The 15,929-nt window shown below is 35.8% G+C and carries 14 protein-coding genes and 1 tRNA gene; 11 read left to right on the top strand and 4 right to left on the bottom strand.

Features of this window, described 5'->3' with window-relative positions; translation table 11 throughout:
• Positions 1-189 precede the first annotated feature (189 nt).
• From rho to CGC52_RS00925, 8 genes are all read left to right on the top strand, one after another.
• Positions 190-1,884: a transcription termination factor Rho gene (gene rho, locus CGC52_RS00960; protein WP_042008158.1), complete on the top strand. Its 1,695-nt coding sequence runs from the start codon at positions 190-192 to the stop codon at positions 1,882-1,884.
• Positions 1,885-1,917: 33 nt separating this feature from the next.
• Complete coding sequence (locus tag CGC52_RS00955; protein ID WP_042008156.1) at positions 1,918-2,280, top strand: TM2 domain-containing protein; 363 nt, start codon at positions 1,918-1,920, stop codon at positions 2,278-2,280.
• Positions 2,277-2,687 carry a DUF2752 domain-containing protein gene (locus tag CGC52_RS00950; RefSeq protein ID WP_042008154.1) on the top strand — a complete coding sequence of 137 codons (411 nt, stop codon included), beginning with the start codon at positions 2,277-2,279 and terminating at the stop codon, positions 2,685-2,687. The genes CGC52_RS00955 and CGC52_RS00950 overlap by 4 nt, the downstream gene beginning before the upstream one ends.
• Entirely contained in the window at positions 2,684-3,136 is a 453-nt protein-coding gene (locus CGC52_RS00945) for a hypothetical protein (protein WP_042008152.1), read from the top strand. The genes CGC52_RS00950 and CGC52_RS00945 overlap by 4 nt, the downstream gene beginning before the upstream one ends.
• Positions 3,114-3,923, top strand: a complete 810-nt coding sequence (locus tag CGC52_RS00940; protein ID WP_095893174.1) for a M48 family metallopeptidase — start codon at positions 3,114-3,116, stop codon at positions 3,921-3,923. Before CGC52_RS00945 ends, CGC52_RS00940 begins: the two co-directional genes overlap by 23 nt.
• Entirely contained in the window at positions 3,920-4,753 is an 834-nt protein-coding gene (locus CGC52_RS00935) for a hypothetical protein (protein ID WP_095893173.1), read from the top strand. Before CGC52_RS00940 ends, CGC52_RS00935 begins: the two co-directional genes overlap by 4 nt.
• Before the next feature lie 125 nt (positions 4,754-4,878).
• A tRNA-Tyr gene (locus CGC52_RS00930) sits at positions 4,879-4,960 on the top strand.
• 83 nt (positions 4,961-5,043) lie between these two features.
• Positions 5,044-6,075 carry a quinone-dependent dihydroorotate dehydrogenase gene (locus CGC52_RS00925; protein WP_095893172.1) on the top strand — a complete coding sequence of 344 codons (1,032 nt, stop codon included), beginning with the start codon at positions 5,044-5,046 and terminating at the stop codon, positions 6,073-6,075.
• Between the two features lie 57 nt (positions 6,076-6,132).
• Here CGC52_RS00925 and CGC52_RS00920 read toward each other — a convergent pair whose 3' ends face one another.
• A complete protein-coding gene (locus CGC52_RS00920) occupies positions 6,133-6,774 on the bottom strand; it encodes an O-methyltransferase (RefSeq protein ID WP_095893171.1) in 642 nt (213 codons plus the stop codon).
• 124 nt (positions 6,775-6,898) lie between these two features.
• Here CGC52_RS00920 and CGC52_RS00915 point away from each other — a divergent pair, with 124 nt between their 5' ends.
• Entirely contained in the window at positions 6,899-7,831 is a 933-nt protein-coding gene (locus CGC52_RS00915; protein ID WP_095893170.1) for a peptidylprolyl isomerase, read from the top strand.
• A gap of 108 nt (positions 7,832-7,939) precedes the next feature.
• On the opposite strand, the gene CGC52_RS00910 is transcribed toward CGC52_RS00915, so the two are convergent.
• The 3 genes from CGC52_RS00910 to CGC52_RS00900 all read right to left on the bottom strand — a co-directional run bounded on the left by CGC52_RS00910 (position 7,940) and on the right by CGC52_RS00900 (position 11,089).
• A complete protein-coding gene (locus CGC52_RS00910) occupies positions 7,940-8,521 on the bottom strand; it encodes a DNA polymerase III subunit gamma/tau (protein WP_232751825.1) in 582 nt (193 codons plus the stop codon).
• A 14-nt stretch (positions 8,522-8,535) separates the two neighbouring features.
• Positions 8,536-9,627 carry a DNA polymerase III subunit gamma/tau gene (gene dnaX / locus CGC52_RS00905; RefSeq protein ID WP_042008136.1) on the bottom strand — a complete coding sequence of 364 codons (1,092 nt, stop codon included), beginning with the start codon at positions 9,625-9,627 and terminating at the stop codon, positions 8,536-8,538.
• A gap of 70 nt (positions 9,628-9,697) precedes the next feature.
• Positions 9,698-11,089 (bottom strand): decarboxylase, encoded by a 1,392-nt coding sequence (locus CGC52_RS00900; protein WP_042008134.1) that lies wholly within the window; start codon positions 11,087-11,089, stop codon positions 9,698-9,700.
• A gap of 668 nt (positions 11,090-11,757) precedes the next feature.
• Here CGC52_RS00900 and CGC52_RS00895 point away from each other — a divergent pair.
• Complete coding sequence (locus CGC52_RS00895; protein ID WP_042008132.1) at positions 11,758-13,413, top strand: ribonucleoside-diphosphate reductase subunit alpha; 1,656 nt, start codon at positions 11,758-11,760, stop codon at positions 13,411-13,413.
• Between the two features lie 34 nt (positions 13,414-13,447).
• Positions 13,448-15,712: a M1 family metallopeptidase gene (locus tag CGC52_RS00890; protein WP_095894411.1), complete on the top strand. Its 2,265-nt coding sequence runs from the start codon at positions 13,448-13,450 to the stop codon at positions 15,710-15,712.
• Positions 15,713-15,929: the final 217 nt, after the last annotated feature.

Below are 15,929 nucleotides of genomic sequence, written 5' to 3'. Positions count from 1 at the left end.
CAAGGAAAAAATATACGCTAAAAATTGTCAATTCAAAAAAAAATATTACATTTGCCTCGTCTTCAAGGAACACTATCTAAAAAGATTTTCTCAAAACACATACTATAATATTTTTCTGAACAACCAAAGTAGCTACAATGTTTTGATAGCTATTAAAACCCATATTTCTTTAAATAATTTAAGATTCAAATGTTAGACATTACAGATTTAAAATCTATGAAGCTACCTGAATTGCAGGGAATAGCTCAAGCAATGAAAGTGCCTAAGTTTCGCAGTTTCAACAAAGAGGATTTGATTTACCAAATTCTTGATCATCAGGCAGCTAACCCTTCTCAAGAACAACAGGAAAGCGAAAAGAATGAGGTGAAAACCAAAAAGCAGACACAAAAGAAAACTCAAAGAAAGACTGTAACAAATAAAAAGAAATCAAATTCAGCCTCGACTACCACTCCAACAGTTCCTCAAAAGGAGGAAAAGATACAAGAAGAAAATACTCAAAACAACGGAAAAACTAATAAAGAACAACTTCCAAAATCCGATGCTAAGGAAAATGTTACCACTAATAATAAGGAGAATAAACAATTCCAGAAAGTAGGATTTCAGAAAAAGAATAACCAAAATACTACAAATCAATCTCAACAAACATCTCAAAATCAGCAGAAGACAGGGCAAAATCAGAATACCTATCGCAATGGAAATGGACAAAATAACAACTCTGAAAATTTTGATAAAGAGAAACGAAATCGATACCGTTCACCTGATTTTGAATTTGATAGCATCGTAGAGTGCGAAGGAGTTTTGGATATTATGCAGGACGGCTATGGATTTCTGCGTTCTTCGGACTACAACTACTTAGCATCTCCCGATGATATTTATGTCTCCCAATCACAAATCAGATTGTTTGGATTGCAAACAGGAGATACCGTACTGGGTGAAGTGCGTCCTCCGAAGGAAGGTGAAAAATATTTTCCTTTGCTTAAGGTTTTGAAAATCAATGGTCTTGATCCGCAAATTGTACGTGATCGAGTACTTTTCGAGCATTTGACTCCACTTTTTCCCAATGAAAAATTTAAATTGGCAGATAAAGGAAGTACGCCTTCAACGCGTATTATTGATCTATTTTCTCCTATTGGAAAAGGGCAAAGAGCAATGATTGTAGCTCAACCTAAAACAGGTAAAACGATGTTACTTAAGGATATAGCTAATGCTATTTCAAAAAATCATCCAGAGGTGTACTTGATGGTATTGCTCATTGATGAACGTCCGGAGGAGGTTACGGATATGCAACGAAGTGTTCGTGGTGAAATCATCGCCTCAACCTTTGATAAAGAGGCTTCGGAGCATGTGAGAATAGCCAATATTGTTTTAGAAAAAGCCAAGCGATTGGTTGAATGTGGACATGATGTGGTTATTCTTTTAGATTCAATCACTCGTTTGGCACGAGCATACAATACCGTGCAACCAGCCTCAGGTAAGGTGCTTACAGGAGGTGTGGATGCTAATGCTTTGCACAAACCCAAGCGTTTTTTTGGAGCAGCTCGCAATATTGAAAATGGAGGTTCTCTGTCAATTATTGCAACCGCTCTAACCGAAACTGGATCAAAGATGGATGAGGTTATTTTCGAAGAATTCAAAGGAACAGGAAATATGGAATTGCAGTTGGATCGCCGTATTGCTAATCGTCGTATTTTCCCTGCCATCGACCTGATTTCGTCTTCAACCCGTCGTGATGATTTATTACTTGACGAAAAAACATTGCAACGTATGTGGATTCTACGTAAATACTTAGCCGATATGAATCCTTTGGAGGCTATGGAATTTATGGAAAATAGAATTAAACAAACTCGCGATAATGAGGAGTTTTTATTAACAATGAATCAGTAAAAAAATAATAAAATATTTCATAATTAATTTAAAATGGAAATAAAAGTAGACGCAAACAAAGTTGATATGTTTATCGTATCAAATGGAAAGTACTTCAAGAGTGAAGCTATTCCTTACATCCGAAAACAGTTGTCTGAAATGAATGAAAATCAGTGGGTTATGCTGCAAACTTTACAGTTTAAAGATCCACAAACAGCGTTGTTATTATCACTTCTTACACCAATAGCCGCAGTTAGTGGTATTGACCGAATTTTTATCGGAGACGTTGGTTTAGGGGTAGCGAAAATTTTAACTTGTGGAGGTTTAGGAATTTGGACAATTGTCGATTGGTTTTTGATCATGGATGCCACTCGTGATAAAAACTTTGAAATGTTACAAAATTTATTGCGATTTTGACCTCAAGAAACCTGTATGTTTTTGTAACGCTTCTTTCTATTGTTGGATGGATTTGGTTAGTAGTTAACTTGTTTCTTGAACAACATAGCGTTGGGGTGTCTGTTTGTTTGTCAAAACAAATCACCGATGTTCCTTGTCCTTCCTGTGGTTCAACTCGTTCGGTTCTGTCCGTTTTTAGAGGTGATTTTTTGGAAGCGATTTTTCGGTGGAACCCTTTGGGGATTGTTGTTTCACTGGCCTTGATGATTCTTCCCATATGGCTGGTCTATGACTTTTTGACAAAAAAACAGACACTGTACCAAAAATATATTACAGCAGAAAATCTATTAAAAAATCCGTATCTTTACATTCCGCTTTTTATATTTTTGGCATTGAACTGGATTTGGAATATTTATAAAGGACTATGATTGAGATATCTAATTTTAATAAAAGACTTACGGAAAGTGAAAAAGAACGAGCTTCATATAGCTACCTGATGTCAATTGTAGTGTTGCTTGTGGGGTTACCTTTGCCGATTGTAAATTTAATTTCAACTTTCTTTTTTTATATTGCTAACCGAAATAATACCTTTTTTGTTCGTTGGCACTGTATCCAGTCTTTAATTTCACAACTCAGTGTTTTTTTCGTCAATACAGTTGGATTTTGGTGGACAATTTCCATTATTTTTGGAAGTAATGAAGTTTCTAATCTGTATATTTCTTATGTTTTAGCAGCTATTATTTTTAATATTTGGGAGTTTGTAGTCACATTTTATACAGCAACAAAAGTTAGAAAAGGCATACACATTTCGTGGTGGTTCTATGGAGATATTACGAATCTAATAGTTAAAAATAATGATAGGAAGACTGATTTTTAGAGGTTTAGCTGTTTTTGGTGTTTTTTTTATCTCTTGGTTACTATTGGCTCAAATCAACTGGATTAGGGTGTTTAATTTTCTACCCAACAATTCAAAGTACCTACATAAAATTGAGGAGAAATTGGGCGAAGTTACCTTAGCTGATTTTAAACGGTACAATTCGGAATTGGAGAATGTCTTTGTTTCAAAAACTATTGATAGTATTGTAACAAAAATATGTACAGCTAACGGTATTGTAAAAGATTCTTTGAACGTATACATATTCAGCAATTCTGAGGTAAATGCTTTTGCTTTACCTGATAATCAAATGGTTATATATACAGGGTTGATCCAAAAAACTGAAAATCCTGAAGCCTTAGCAGGGGTCATTGCTCATGAATTGGCTCACATTCAGAAAGATCACGTGATGCAATCGCTAAAAAAGGAAATTGGGTTAGGAGTCTTATTTACTGTACTTACAGGACAAAGCGACTATACACTAATTTCTGAAATTAGCAAAATGCTTGTTTCTTCCTCTTTCAGTCGAAAAATGGAAAAAGAAGCCGATCTTTTGGGTGTGGAATATCTCATAAATGCTCAAATAGATCCAGTACCTTTTGCCGATCTAACAAGCAATCTTAATGATATGGAATTTAAAGCACTGAAATGGATTAACTCGCATCCTATGTCGGAAGAGCGTAGTAAATATATTATGAAAGTTGTTGATAATAAGGATTTTACTTTCAGAAAGCTTGTCCATACATCTACTTGGGAGAAGATTAAAGAACAAATTAATTCTGACTTATGAGAAAGATTTTCAGCGTAATTTTTTGTTTGTTATCACTTTCATTATCAGCACAAAGTAAGATAAAACAAGCTAAAAATAATTTAGGAACTCCACAGCAAACGCAGTCGGGAAGCTCCTCACAAAGTAGTGGTTACAGCACTTCATTTGGAGATTCTTCTGTAAGTTTTTGGGATATATTTTTTGAATCTTTCCTATATGACCTCACTTTGGCATTGGCATATAATATTGCTTTTGAAACTGAAGCTGAATCCGAAGGACGTATGAGTCGAGCTACATTAAATCGGTATCCTTTTTACGGAAATTCAAAAGGTGACTACCAGTACGAAGCTCCTTGGGAAGACTTTGTGTTATGGCGATTAGAGGGCTCAAATTACTATTTTTCAGAAAAAGGACGCTTCTTTACCAATGATTTTAATGCAAAGGTTCGTATTGGAGAGCGTTTTGGCATCAATTTACAATATTTACACTTTTGGGAAAAATTGCTACAAGCTGAGGACGAAAAATTAGATATTTTTGTGCTTACGGGTGAATACTACCGAATTAGAACTCAACGGGTTTCTACTCATTGGGGAATTGGGGCAGGATATGTAGGTAACGAATTGAAACAATGGGGATTAGCTTTTGAGTTAGGAAATGAAATATTCTTTAGGCCTTTTTCCCTTCATGCTGATTTAAAGTATGTTTATTTCAAACGAAACGATGTATTTTCATTTTCTGTTGGGCCTCGATTCTATTATCGAAACTTACATATCGGAGCAAAATATCAACGAATGAATTTGGCAAGTGTGCAAACCTCAGGCTTCAGTGTAGGTTTGGGAATTGTTTTTTGATATATATTATCGTGTTTTTATGTTGATATACAGTCACTTGTATTTGAATTACTTTTTTTTGTGAAATATTTGTAAGAAAAACTTTTTTATTTCAAAAATATACGTATCTTTGCAACCGCATTTGGGGGAAGATACTCAAGCGGCCAACGAGGGCAGACTGTAAATCTGCTGACTATGTCTTCGCAGGTTCGAATCCTGCTCTTCCCACTAAAAGAGATTTTCAGTTTTGAAGGTCTCTTTTTTCGTATACGACCATTTCGTTTTTTAATCATTTTATAAAATAAATAGCTATGTATAAGCAATTTATCCAGCCAATACTCTTTTCATTAGATCCTGAAAAAGCCCATCACTTAACGTTTTCACTGTTAAAAATCATCCATAAAATCCCTGGAATCCCTTCCCTGCTTCGTTCCATCTATCAAGTAGAGCATCCCGCTTTGGAGCGTGAGGTTTTTGGAATTAAATTTAAAAATCCGGTAGGACTTGCGGCGGGATTGGATAAGGAAGCAAAACTCTACAAGGAATTGTCAAACTTAGGTTTTGGATTTGTTGAAATCGGAACAATTACTCCCAAAGGGCAACCTGGTAACCCTAAAAAACGTCTGTTTCGTTTGAAAGAAGATAAAGCCATTATAAATCGAATGGGATTCAACAATCAAGGGGTAGAAGAAGCGATACAACGCTTGAAAACGAACAAAAACGTACTCATTGGAGGCAATATAGGTAAAAATAAAATTACTCCAAATGAAAACGCAGTAAACGACTATAGCTATTGTTTTGAACGTCTTTTCCCATATGTGGATTATTTTGTGGTGAATGTAAGTTCTCCTAATACTCCTAATTTGAGGACATTACAGGAAAAAGAACCATTAAAATTGTTACTCAATACATTGCAACAATTAAATCTTGCTAAGGAAAAGCAAAAACCAATACTTCTAAAAATTGCACCTGACTTAACCGATGAGCAATTGCTCGACATTATCGATATTGTTAAAGAAACAAAAATAGCAGGAGTAATCGCTACTAATACAACTATTTCACGTGAAGGATTGCAATCAGCCAATAAAAATGAAGTAGGAGGACTTAGTGGGAAACCGCTTACCAAACGCTCTACTGAGGTCATTCGTTTTTTAAGTGAAAAAAGTCGTAGAGCCTTTCCTATCATTGGAGTTGGGGGTATTCATTCAGCAGATGATGCCATTGAAAAATTGAACGCGGGGGCGTCACTCGTGCAACTTTATACGGGCTTCATTTACGAGGGGCCTAATCTTATCAAAGAAATTAATAAAAAACTAATAGCTACCGCACGGCAGCGTAGTTGAGTTTTAAATATTGAAGTAGAATCAGACAAGAGACTTTTCAGAATATGGAGTCTCTTTTTATATGACTCTTGAAACGGTCAAACCGTCACGAATTGGAAATAAAACGGTTTCTACACGTGGGTCTTCTTTGATTTTTTTGTTGTACTCAAGCAGAGCAAGAGTTTGTTTGTCGTTTGATTTCACATTTTGTACCACTTTTCCGCTCCAAAGTACATTGTCCGATACAATAATCCCTCCCGAGTTCATCTTGTTGATAATCAAATCGAAATATATAGCATAATTTTGTTTGTCGGCATCAATAAAAACCAAATCAAACTTGGTTTCCAATGTAGGAATAATGTCTTTTGCTTTTCCTAAATGCTGAATGATTTGTTTGCCTTTATCACTTCGGTCAAAGAATTCTCGTTGTAGTTCTTGTAATTCTTCCTTAATATCAATGGTGTGTAAAACGCCATTTTTTTGCAGTCCTTCAGCCAAGCATAATGTAGCATATCCAGTGTAGGTACCTATTTCTAAAATTGCTGATGGACTAATAAGTTTTGATAATAAACTCAATACACGCCCTTGAAAATGACCGCTAATCATACGGGGTTGTAAAACTTGCAAATGGGTACGACGAGTCAGCTCCTGTAATAAAAGAGGTTCACTTTCTGTATGTTCAGAAGCATATTTTTCAATTTCTTTAGGTAAAAAGTGCATTTAATGATTTTTTTATGTTGTTGTATATCAGTAATATAAGAAGTAAAGATTATAAAAAAATAACATTCAGTTGGCGATTGTTCAAATCTTATTTATTTTTGCAAACATACTAAAAAAATAAGAAATGCAAAACGGAATTTACGCAAAATTTAAAACTACCAAAGGTGATATTTTGGTAAAATTGACGCATGACAAAACTCCTGGAACCGTTGGGAATTTTGTAGCATTGGCAGAGGGAAAACAAAAAAACAATAGTAAACCCTTAGGTACCCCTTATTACGATGGGTTAAAATTTCACAGAGTGATAGCCGATTTTATGATTCAAGGAGGTTGTCCTTTGGGTACAGGAACAGGAAATCCTGGATATCAATTTGATGATGAATTTCGCTCAGATTTGAAACATGACAAACCAGGAATCCTATCCATGGCAAATGCAGGGCCTGGCACTAATGGAAGCCAGTTTTTTATTACACACGTACCAACACCTTGGTTGGATGGAAAACATACTGTTTTTGGTGAAGTTGTTGAAGGTCAGGGTGTTGTAGATGCTATATCTCAAGGAGATATTATCAATGCAATTGAAATCATTCGAGTAGGAGAGGAGGCTCAACAATGGGACGCCGTGCAGGTTTTTGAAACGTTCAATGCCGAAAAAGAAGAACGCATAGCAAAAGCTCGTGAAAAAACAGAAAAAGAATTAGCTACTGAAACCGCAGGATTTGAAAAGACTGAAAGTGGATTGTTCTATAAGATTATTGAGAAAGGAACAGGAAAACAGGCTGAAGCAGGCGAAGAAGTAGCCGTACATTACACGGGGATGTTGCTTGATAAAACTGTTTTTGATTCATCATACCGTAGAAAACAACCATTGAAGTTTACTGTTGGAGTAGGACAGGTGATTGAAGGATGGGACGAAGGAATTCTATTGCTTCAAGAAGGAGATAAAGCTCGTTTGGTAATTCCATCTGATTTGGCATATGGAAGTCGTGGTGCAGGAGGAGTAATTCCACCAAATGCTCCGTTGATTTTTGATGTGGAATTGGTAAAAGTGTACTGATAATAAACTATTAGAAATGAAGTTAGTCCAATTTAGATAAGCATTATTTGGGCTAACTTCATTTTGTATATGTTTATTAATATTAAACACGGAATAAAATACTCTTATTTAAAAAACTAACTTCAAATCCAATGTCCTTTTGAAATCCTGTAATAGAGGGTTTAATTCCACTAAACGGGCAAATTTTTCGTCTGGAGTTACACGTATTTTATGTATAATTTCTTCATTTTCAATGATGTTTAATGAGATGTCATAATTACTAAGTGATTTGCGTAGAAAACCCAATAACTTAGCTTCTTCACGATGAACCTCATCACGAATCGTTTTGTTTGGAACTTGTAAATCAAGAACAGTTCCATGCAGAGTCGGTTCTCCCATTTCTAAAGTCGAAGCTTGAATGCGTTCTCCTTGGGCTTTTAAGGTTTCAACGTATGCGTTAAAGCTATCAAAAAACTCTTTTTCAGTGAATTTTTCACGAGGTAAAGAGGCTTCGTCGATTTCTTCTTCCTTGAAATTTCGCAATACCTCTTGCTTGACTACAACACTTTTGATGGAGTAGTTCGACACTACCTCCTTCCTTGCTTCGGCACTTATGGAAGGAATCTGTTCCTGTACAGGAAGTGTTGTTGATTTATTAGTTATCTGCTTGGATACTACACTATTATCCTCTTCGGGAGTGTTTCCATTCAAAATATGAGCTGGGATTATGAAGCGTCCATCATTTTTTTTTTATCTCCTTCAAAGGTCAATGAAGCCAATTGCATTAGAGCAATCTCAACCAAAAGTCGCTGATTTTTACTAGTTCTATATTTTAAATCACAATCGTTGGCGATAGTAATGGCTTCCATCAGAAAAGGAACACTTGCCTGTTGTGTCTGTTGTGCGTATTTTCGTTTGGTTTCTTCTCCCATTTCCATTAGTGAGATCGTAGACATGTTTTTACATACCATTAAATCTCTGAAATGACTCGCAAGTCCTGAGATGAAATGATGTCCGTCAAAGCCTTGTGCTATGATATTGTTGAAAGTTACCAATAAATCAGGGAGTTTGTTTTTTAAAATAAGATCTGTTACGTTAAAGTATGTTTCATAGTCCAAAACGTTCAAAATCTCAGAAGTTGCCTGACGTGTTATTCTATCCCCCGAGAAACTTACTACTCGGTCAAAAATAGAAAGAGCATCACGCATGGCTCCATCCGCCTTTTGAGCGATTATTTGAAGAGCCTCATCTTCAGCCTCAATCCCTTGTTCTCCAGCTATATATTTTAAATATTCACGAGCGTCGTTTACTGTAATTCTTTTGAAATCAAATATTTGGCATCGAGAAAGAATTGTGGGAATGATTTTGTGTTTTTCCGTGGTTGCTAAGATGAAAATAGCGTGTTTTGGAGGCTCTTCTAAAGTTTTTAAAAACGCGTTAAAAGCAGCAGTCGAAAGCATATGCACCTCGTCGATGATATACACTTTATATTTTCCCACTTGTGGCGGGATACGCACTTGCTCTATCAGTTTACGGATGTCGTCCACGCTGTTGTTTGAAGCTGCGTCCAACTCAAAAATATTGAACGCAAAATCGTTATCATCTTGAGTACCGGAATATTGTTCGTTAATTTTCTTTGCTAAAATTCTGGCACAAGTTGTCTTTCCCACTCCACGAGGCCCTGTGAATAGAAGTGCCTGTGCTAAGTGATTATTTTCAATAGCATTGGTCAACGTATCGGTAATGGCTTGTTGCCCCACCACATCGCGAAACGTTTGCGGACGATATTTTCTGGCTGATACTATAAAATTGTTCATGCGTAATATTTTTCATTTGGCTTTGCACCTCCGTTCCCTTATCAAAGCCTTAAAATGTAGGTGTTTTTGCCTAATATCCTAATATTTTTAGCATATCTTCCGCTTTTTGTTGTTCCATAAACAGGCGGGAAGAGATTTTTCCTTCTTCGTCTTTGTCAATAAGTATGATTTTAGGTTGTGGAATCAGACAGTGTTGCAACCCACCTACACCTCCAATAGTGTCTTGATAAGCTCCTGTATTGAAAAATCCAATGTATAACGGTTTGTTTTTGTTATATTTAGGTAAATAAATAGCGTTCATGTTTTGTTCACTATTGTAGTAGTCATCACCATCGCAGGTCAATCCTCCCAATAGAACGCGTTCGTATTCGTCATTCCATCGATTGATAGGCAGTAGCACAAAACGTTTGTTAATGGCCCATGAATCAGGCAAGGTTGTGATAAATGAAGAGTTTATCATATTCCATTTTTCACGGTCGTTTTGTTGCTTTTGGTACATGATTTCATAAATTGCCCCTCCAGCTTCTCCCACTGTGAAACTTCCAAATTCGGTAAAAATGTTTGGTACAGGCACTTTTTCCTGGTCACAAGCAATTTTTATCTGACGAATGATTTCATCGACCATATATGCGTAGTCGTACTCAAAAGCTAATGAACTTTTGATAGGGAAACCGCCTCCAATGTTCAGGCTGTCTAACTCAGGAGCTACTTTCTTCAATTGAATATACACTTTCAAACATTTCAGAAGCTCGTTCCAATAGTAAGCATTATCCTTGATCCCTGTATTAATGAAAAAATGTAACATTTTTAATGTAACTTTTTCATTATCTTTTATCTCACGGTTGTAAAAAGGAACAATGTTTTTGTAGCCGATTCCCAAACGACTGGTGTAGAACTCAGAACGAGGATCTTCCTCTGAGGCAATACGAATGCCTATATTGTATTTTCCGTTGATTTTCTTATCGAAAAGATTGATTTCCTCGTAGTTGTCTATGATTGGCATACACCTGTCAAATCCACGATTTACTAAGTCAGCGATGCCATCAATGTATCCATTGCGTTTGAACCCATTGCAAATGATATGGTTTTCTTTTGTGATTCGTCCTTCCTGAATCAAGTTGTTGATGATGTCTATATCAAAAGCCGAAGAAGTTTCCATGTGGATATCGTTCTTCAAAGCTTCGACCATAACATGCTTGAAATGAGAACTTTTTGTGCAATAGCAATAGTTGTAATTTCCTTTATATTTATGTTTTTTTATCGCTTTTTGAAACCACGATTTGGCTCGTTGGATATTTTCTGAAATTCGAGGCAAATACATAAATTTTAACGGAGCTCCGTATGTACGAACCAGCTCCATTAAGTCAATATCGTGAAAACGAAGTTCGTCTCCTTCTAATCTGAATTCTTCTTGTGGAAAATAGTAAGTTTGGTCTATTAAGTCGATGTATTTATTTTTCATTTATATTGATTTTTTATATTAGGTTAAAAAAAATTTTTTGATTAAATAACTATTTTTTTCGGCGTGTTAAAATCAAAAAAAGGAATAAAATCAGTATAGAAAATTAAATACGCAAAGGCAATAATCTTTTTCTTCGAGGTTGTTCTTGTGATTTCTCAACAAACCTCAATCGGAAAAATATCAAAATGTCTTTTCCTTTGAAAATAGAATCTAAAATATTTTTTCTTTCAATGCGAAGAATATTCATTATTTGTAAAAGGTGCTTTCTTAATTATCAATTACTTACCTATAAAAACGCATATAACATGCACACACGTTGCAAAATTATATATTTTATTGGAATAAACATATATTTTTTTGAAATTAATATCAACAAATTGTTCATAAAAATAGAACACAAAAATATTTTAACTTTAAATAAGGGACAAAAAATCTTAACCTATTGATATGGCAACAGTTGCTTTTCGTTGTTAAAATCCTGTTGAAAACATATTCGTTTTTCATTATTATATTTGAAAATTATGCCTTTATTTTGCATTCGAGAAATAGATATACCATGACTCCGTATATATTTTTCTTTTATTTTATCTACTTGAAAATTAACTATTTAACTTAATAATAAATAATCATTCCCTAAGTAAAATTAAGGAAAAAACTAAACAATCATTATGAACGAAGAACAAAACATTTGGTGGCTCAATGAAGAATCCGAACAGATTTTAAACAGAGGGTATTTGTTAAAAGGAGAAACCGTTGAAGGAGCAATTGATCGCATCACTCATGCAGCGGCTCGTAGGCTTTACAAACCTGAATTACAACCTGCCTTTAAAGAGATGATTACCAAAGGATGGATTAGTTTTTCATCGCCCATTTGGGCAAATATGGGAACGGAACGTGGTTTGCCAATTTCGTGTTTCAATGTACATGTACCTGATAGTATTGAGGGGATTACGCACAAATTAGGTGAGGTAATCATGCAGACTAAAATCGGAGGTGGAACATCGGGCTATTTCGGGGAGTTGCGTCATCGTGGTTCTGCTGTTACCGACAATGGAAAATCAAGCGGCGCAGTGAGTTTCATGAAGCTTTTTGATTCGGCTATGGATGTGGTTTCGCAAGGAGGCGTTCGCCGTGGAGCTTTCGCTGCTTATTTAGATATTGACCACCCTGATGCAGAGGAGTTTTTGCAAATTAAAGATGTTAATTTTCCGATTCAGAATCTGTTTTTTGGTATTTGTGTACCAGATTATTGGATGCAAGAAATGATTGATGGCGACCTTGAGAAACGCAAATTATGGGCAAGAGTATTGGAATCACGTCAACAGAAAGGACTCCCATACATTTTCTTTACGGACAATGTGAACAGAAATCGTCCTCAGGTCTACAAAGATCATAATATGCTCATCCGATCAAGTAATTTATGTAGTGAAATTATGTTGCCATCCAGCTTTGATGAATCGTTCATTTGCTGTTTGTCATCAATGAATTTGGAATTATTTGACGAATGGAAAGATACTAAAGCTGTGAAATTAGCTATTTTCTTCTTAGATGCTGTTTTATCGGAATTCATTGAAAAAACAGAAGGAAATTACTACTTACAGGCAGCGAGAAATTTTGCCATCCGCCACCGAGCGCTGGGATTAGGTGTATTAGGGTATCATTCTTATTTACAGAAAAATATGATTCCGTTTGAAAGTTTTGAAGCAACACAATTTAATGCTCGTGCTTTCAAACATATTAAGGAAGAGGCGGATAAAGCTACCAGAGAATTGGCACATATCTATGGTGAGCCTGAGCTTTTGAAAGGCTATGGGCGTAGAAATACTACCACTATGGCAATCGCTCCTACTACATCAAGTTCTGCCATTTTAGGACAAGTTTCGCCGGGGATTGAGCCTTATTCAAGTAATTACTACAAAGTAGGATTGGCAAAGGGAAATTTTATGCGTAAAAATAAATACCTAACTGCCTTGCTTGATGAAAAGGGATTGAATAATGAAGATATTTGGAGAAGTATTCGCTTAAATCACGGTTCGGTTCAGCATTTGCAAGAACTAACCCAGCATGAGAAAAATGTATTTAAAACTTTCAAGGAAATATCTCCAATGGAAATCATTACCCAAGCAGCTCAGCGTCAGGCTTATATTGATCAAACACAAAGTTTGAACTTGAACATTCCTGCTATTATGCCAATCAAAGATGTGAATAAAGTGCTGATTGAGGCATGGAAACTGGGTGTGAAAACATTGTACTACCAACGAAGTCAATCGGTTGCTAAGGAGATGATGATGAATTTTGTGAATTGCAGTAGTTGTGAGGCATAATACGAATAATGAGAATATAAATGGAATACTAACAATGAATAAACTTACTTTTTTTCTGATTTTCTGTTCCATAGTGGTGTTTTCACAAGAGAAATCTGTGGAAGATATATCCTCAAAAAAAATAGATCGAGGGATGATAAATCCTTTTAGGAGAATGTATCAGGAGTTTGCTACTCCAAATCAGTATAGAACGGCTTCTGGGGCTCCAGGAGTGGCCTATTATCAACAACAGGCTGATTACGTGATGAAAATAGAAATAGATGATCAAACACAAAAATTGTATGGTGAACAGACTATTACTTATCATAACAATTCTCCCGAGACATTAGATTATTTGTGGTTACAGTTGGATCAAAACAAGCGTTTGCCAGAAGCTCCAACCAAAAAACGAAATAGCAAATTTATGGACGTGGCTTATGAACCTCAACGATTTGCTGAAACTTTTATGGCAGTACCTTTTGAGGGAGGTTACCATATTGAATGGGTCAAGGATGCTACTGGTAAAGAGTTGGCGTACACCATCAATGAAACGATGATGCGAGTGGATTTAAAACAACCTTTGGCATCGGGAACTAAAGTTTCTTTTTCAGTGAAATGGTGGTATCAGATCAATAATTATCAAAAAAATGGAGGAAGAGCTGGTTATGAATATTTTCCAAAAGATGATAATTGCTTATATGTAATCGCCCAGTTTTTTCCACGTATGGCGGTCTATAACGATGTGGAAGGTTGGCAAAATGAACAGTTTTGGGGCAATGCCGAATTCGCCTTGAATTTTGGAAATTATGATGTTTCCATTACAGTTCCTGCAGATCATATTGTCGAAGCCACAGGTGAATTGCAAAACCGGAAAGAGGTATTCTCCCCTAAGATGTTAGAGCGATATGCCTTGGCTGAAAGATCATTTGAGAAACCTGTCGTAATTGTGACCCAAGCCGAAGCTGAGGCTAAAGAAAACAAAAAAGAAACTGCAAAAAAGACATGGCGTTTCAAAGCATCAAACGTGCGTGATTTTGCGTTTTCAAGTTCTCGTAAATTTATTTACGATGCTATGGCAGTAAAAATAGGTAATAAGAAGGTAATGGCTTTATCACTTTATCCGAAGGAAGCAAATCCCTTATGGGAACAGTATTCAACTAAGGTGGTAGCTCATACGCTCGAAACATACTCAAAATTTACGTTTGACTATCCGTATCCAAAAGCAGTGTCTATTAGTGCTGAAGATCAAGGAATGGAATATCCAATGATTTGTTGGAACTATGGTCGTCCAAATTCAGAAGGATCCACCTCAATGGATACTAAATTTGGAATGATAAGTGTAATCACTCATGAGGTGGGACATAACTTTTTTCCCATGGTTGTAAATTCAGACGAGCGTCAATGGGGGTGGATGGATGAAGGAATGAATACCTATTTGCAATACTTTGCTGAACAGTCCTACGGGGAGCAATATCCTGAGGACATTGCTCCTTACAAAAGGTATCCAAGCAAACGTGGATTTGCCAAACAGATTGTGAAATATATGTCAGGTGACCCAACTTACTTGGAGCCAGTAATGTCTAATCCAGAGGAAGTTACTAGATTAGGAGAGAATGCGTATGGCAAACCAGCTGCAGGATTTGCTCTTTTGCGAGAAGTAATTATGGGAGCTGAATTGTTTGATTTTGCTTTTAAAACATATGCTAATCGTTGGAAATTCAAACACCCTACACCCGAAGATTTTTTTAGAACTATGAGTGATGCTTCAGGCGTTGAATTAGACTGGTTTTGGAGAACATGGTTTTATTCTACTGAGTATGTCGATTTGGGTATTAAATCTGTAAAACTGTACCAAGTATCGGATACGCCAAACGACAAATTGAAGGCAATGTTAAAAGAGCGAAACATGAAAATTACGGACTTACAGCCTTTAGTACATGTTGTTTCCAAAGGAGATGCTGCTTATAAAAAAGAGAATTTCGACAAACATCCATATGAATTATCAATTCCCTTAGGAGATTATGTTGCCGATAATCGGTCGTTGGAGCAACAGTCAATGGCTCCGCAACCTACATATTTTTACGAAGTAACGTTCGAAAAAAAAGGAGGTGTTCCAATGCCTATTTTATTGCAGGTTAATTATGCTGACGGTGCTTCGGAAATGATGAAATTTCCAGTACAAGTGTGGCGATTGAATAATAGGGAGTTCACGTACATCATAACATCTAATGAACGTATAACTTCATTTATGATTGATCCTGAAGAACTTACAGCAGATATTAATACTCTAAATAACCATCATACTACCGAAGAACCATAAAATAAGGATTACACTGATTTTCAACATACTAAAAGAAGCTGTCCGAAGAGGGTAGCTTCTTTGTTTTCATAGAAAAGGCATAAACTACATTTTACCAAGAAAAATCTATTTTTCACTTTGAAGTAACATTTTTCAGATTGTTTTTGGAAACAATATAGATTTTTCCCTGTTTTAGGCTACATTTCTAATTTTTTCGTGTAATTTTCTGAAATTATAC

Origin of the sequence: Capnocytophaga sp. H2931, assembly GCF_002302535.1 — a bacterium.
Classification (GTDB): domain Bacteria; phylum Bacteroidota; class Bacteroidia; order Flavobacteriales; family Flavobacteriaceae; genus Capnocytophaga; species Capnocytophaga canis.
The sequence above is the reverse complement of the archived record's forward strand: the minus strand, read 5'-3'. Positions and strand labels throughout refer to the sequence as shown.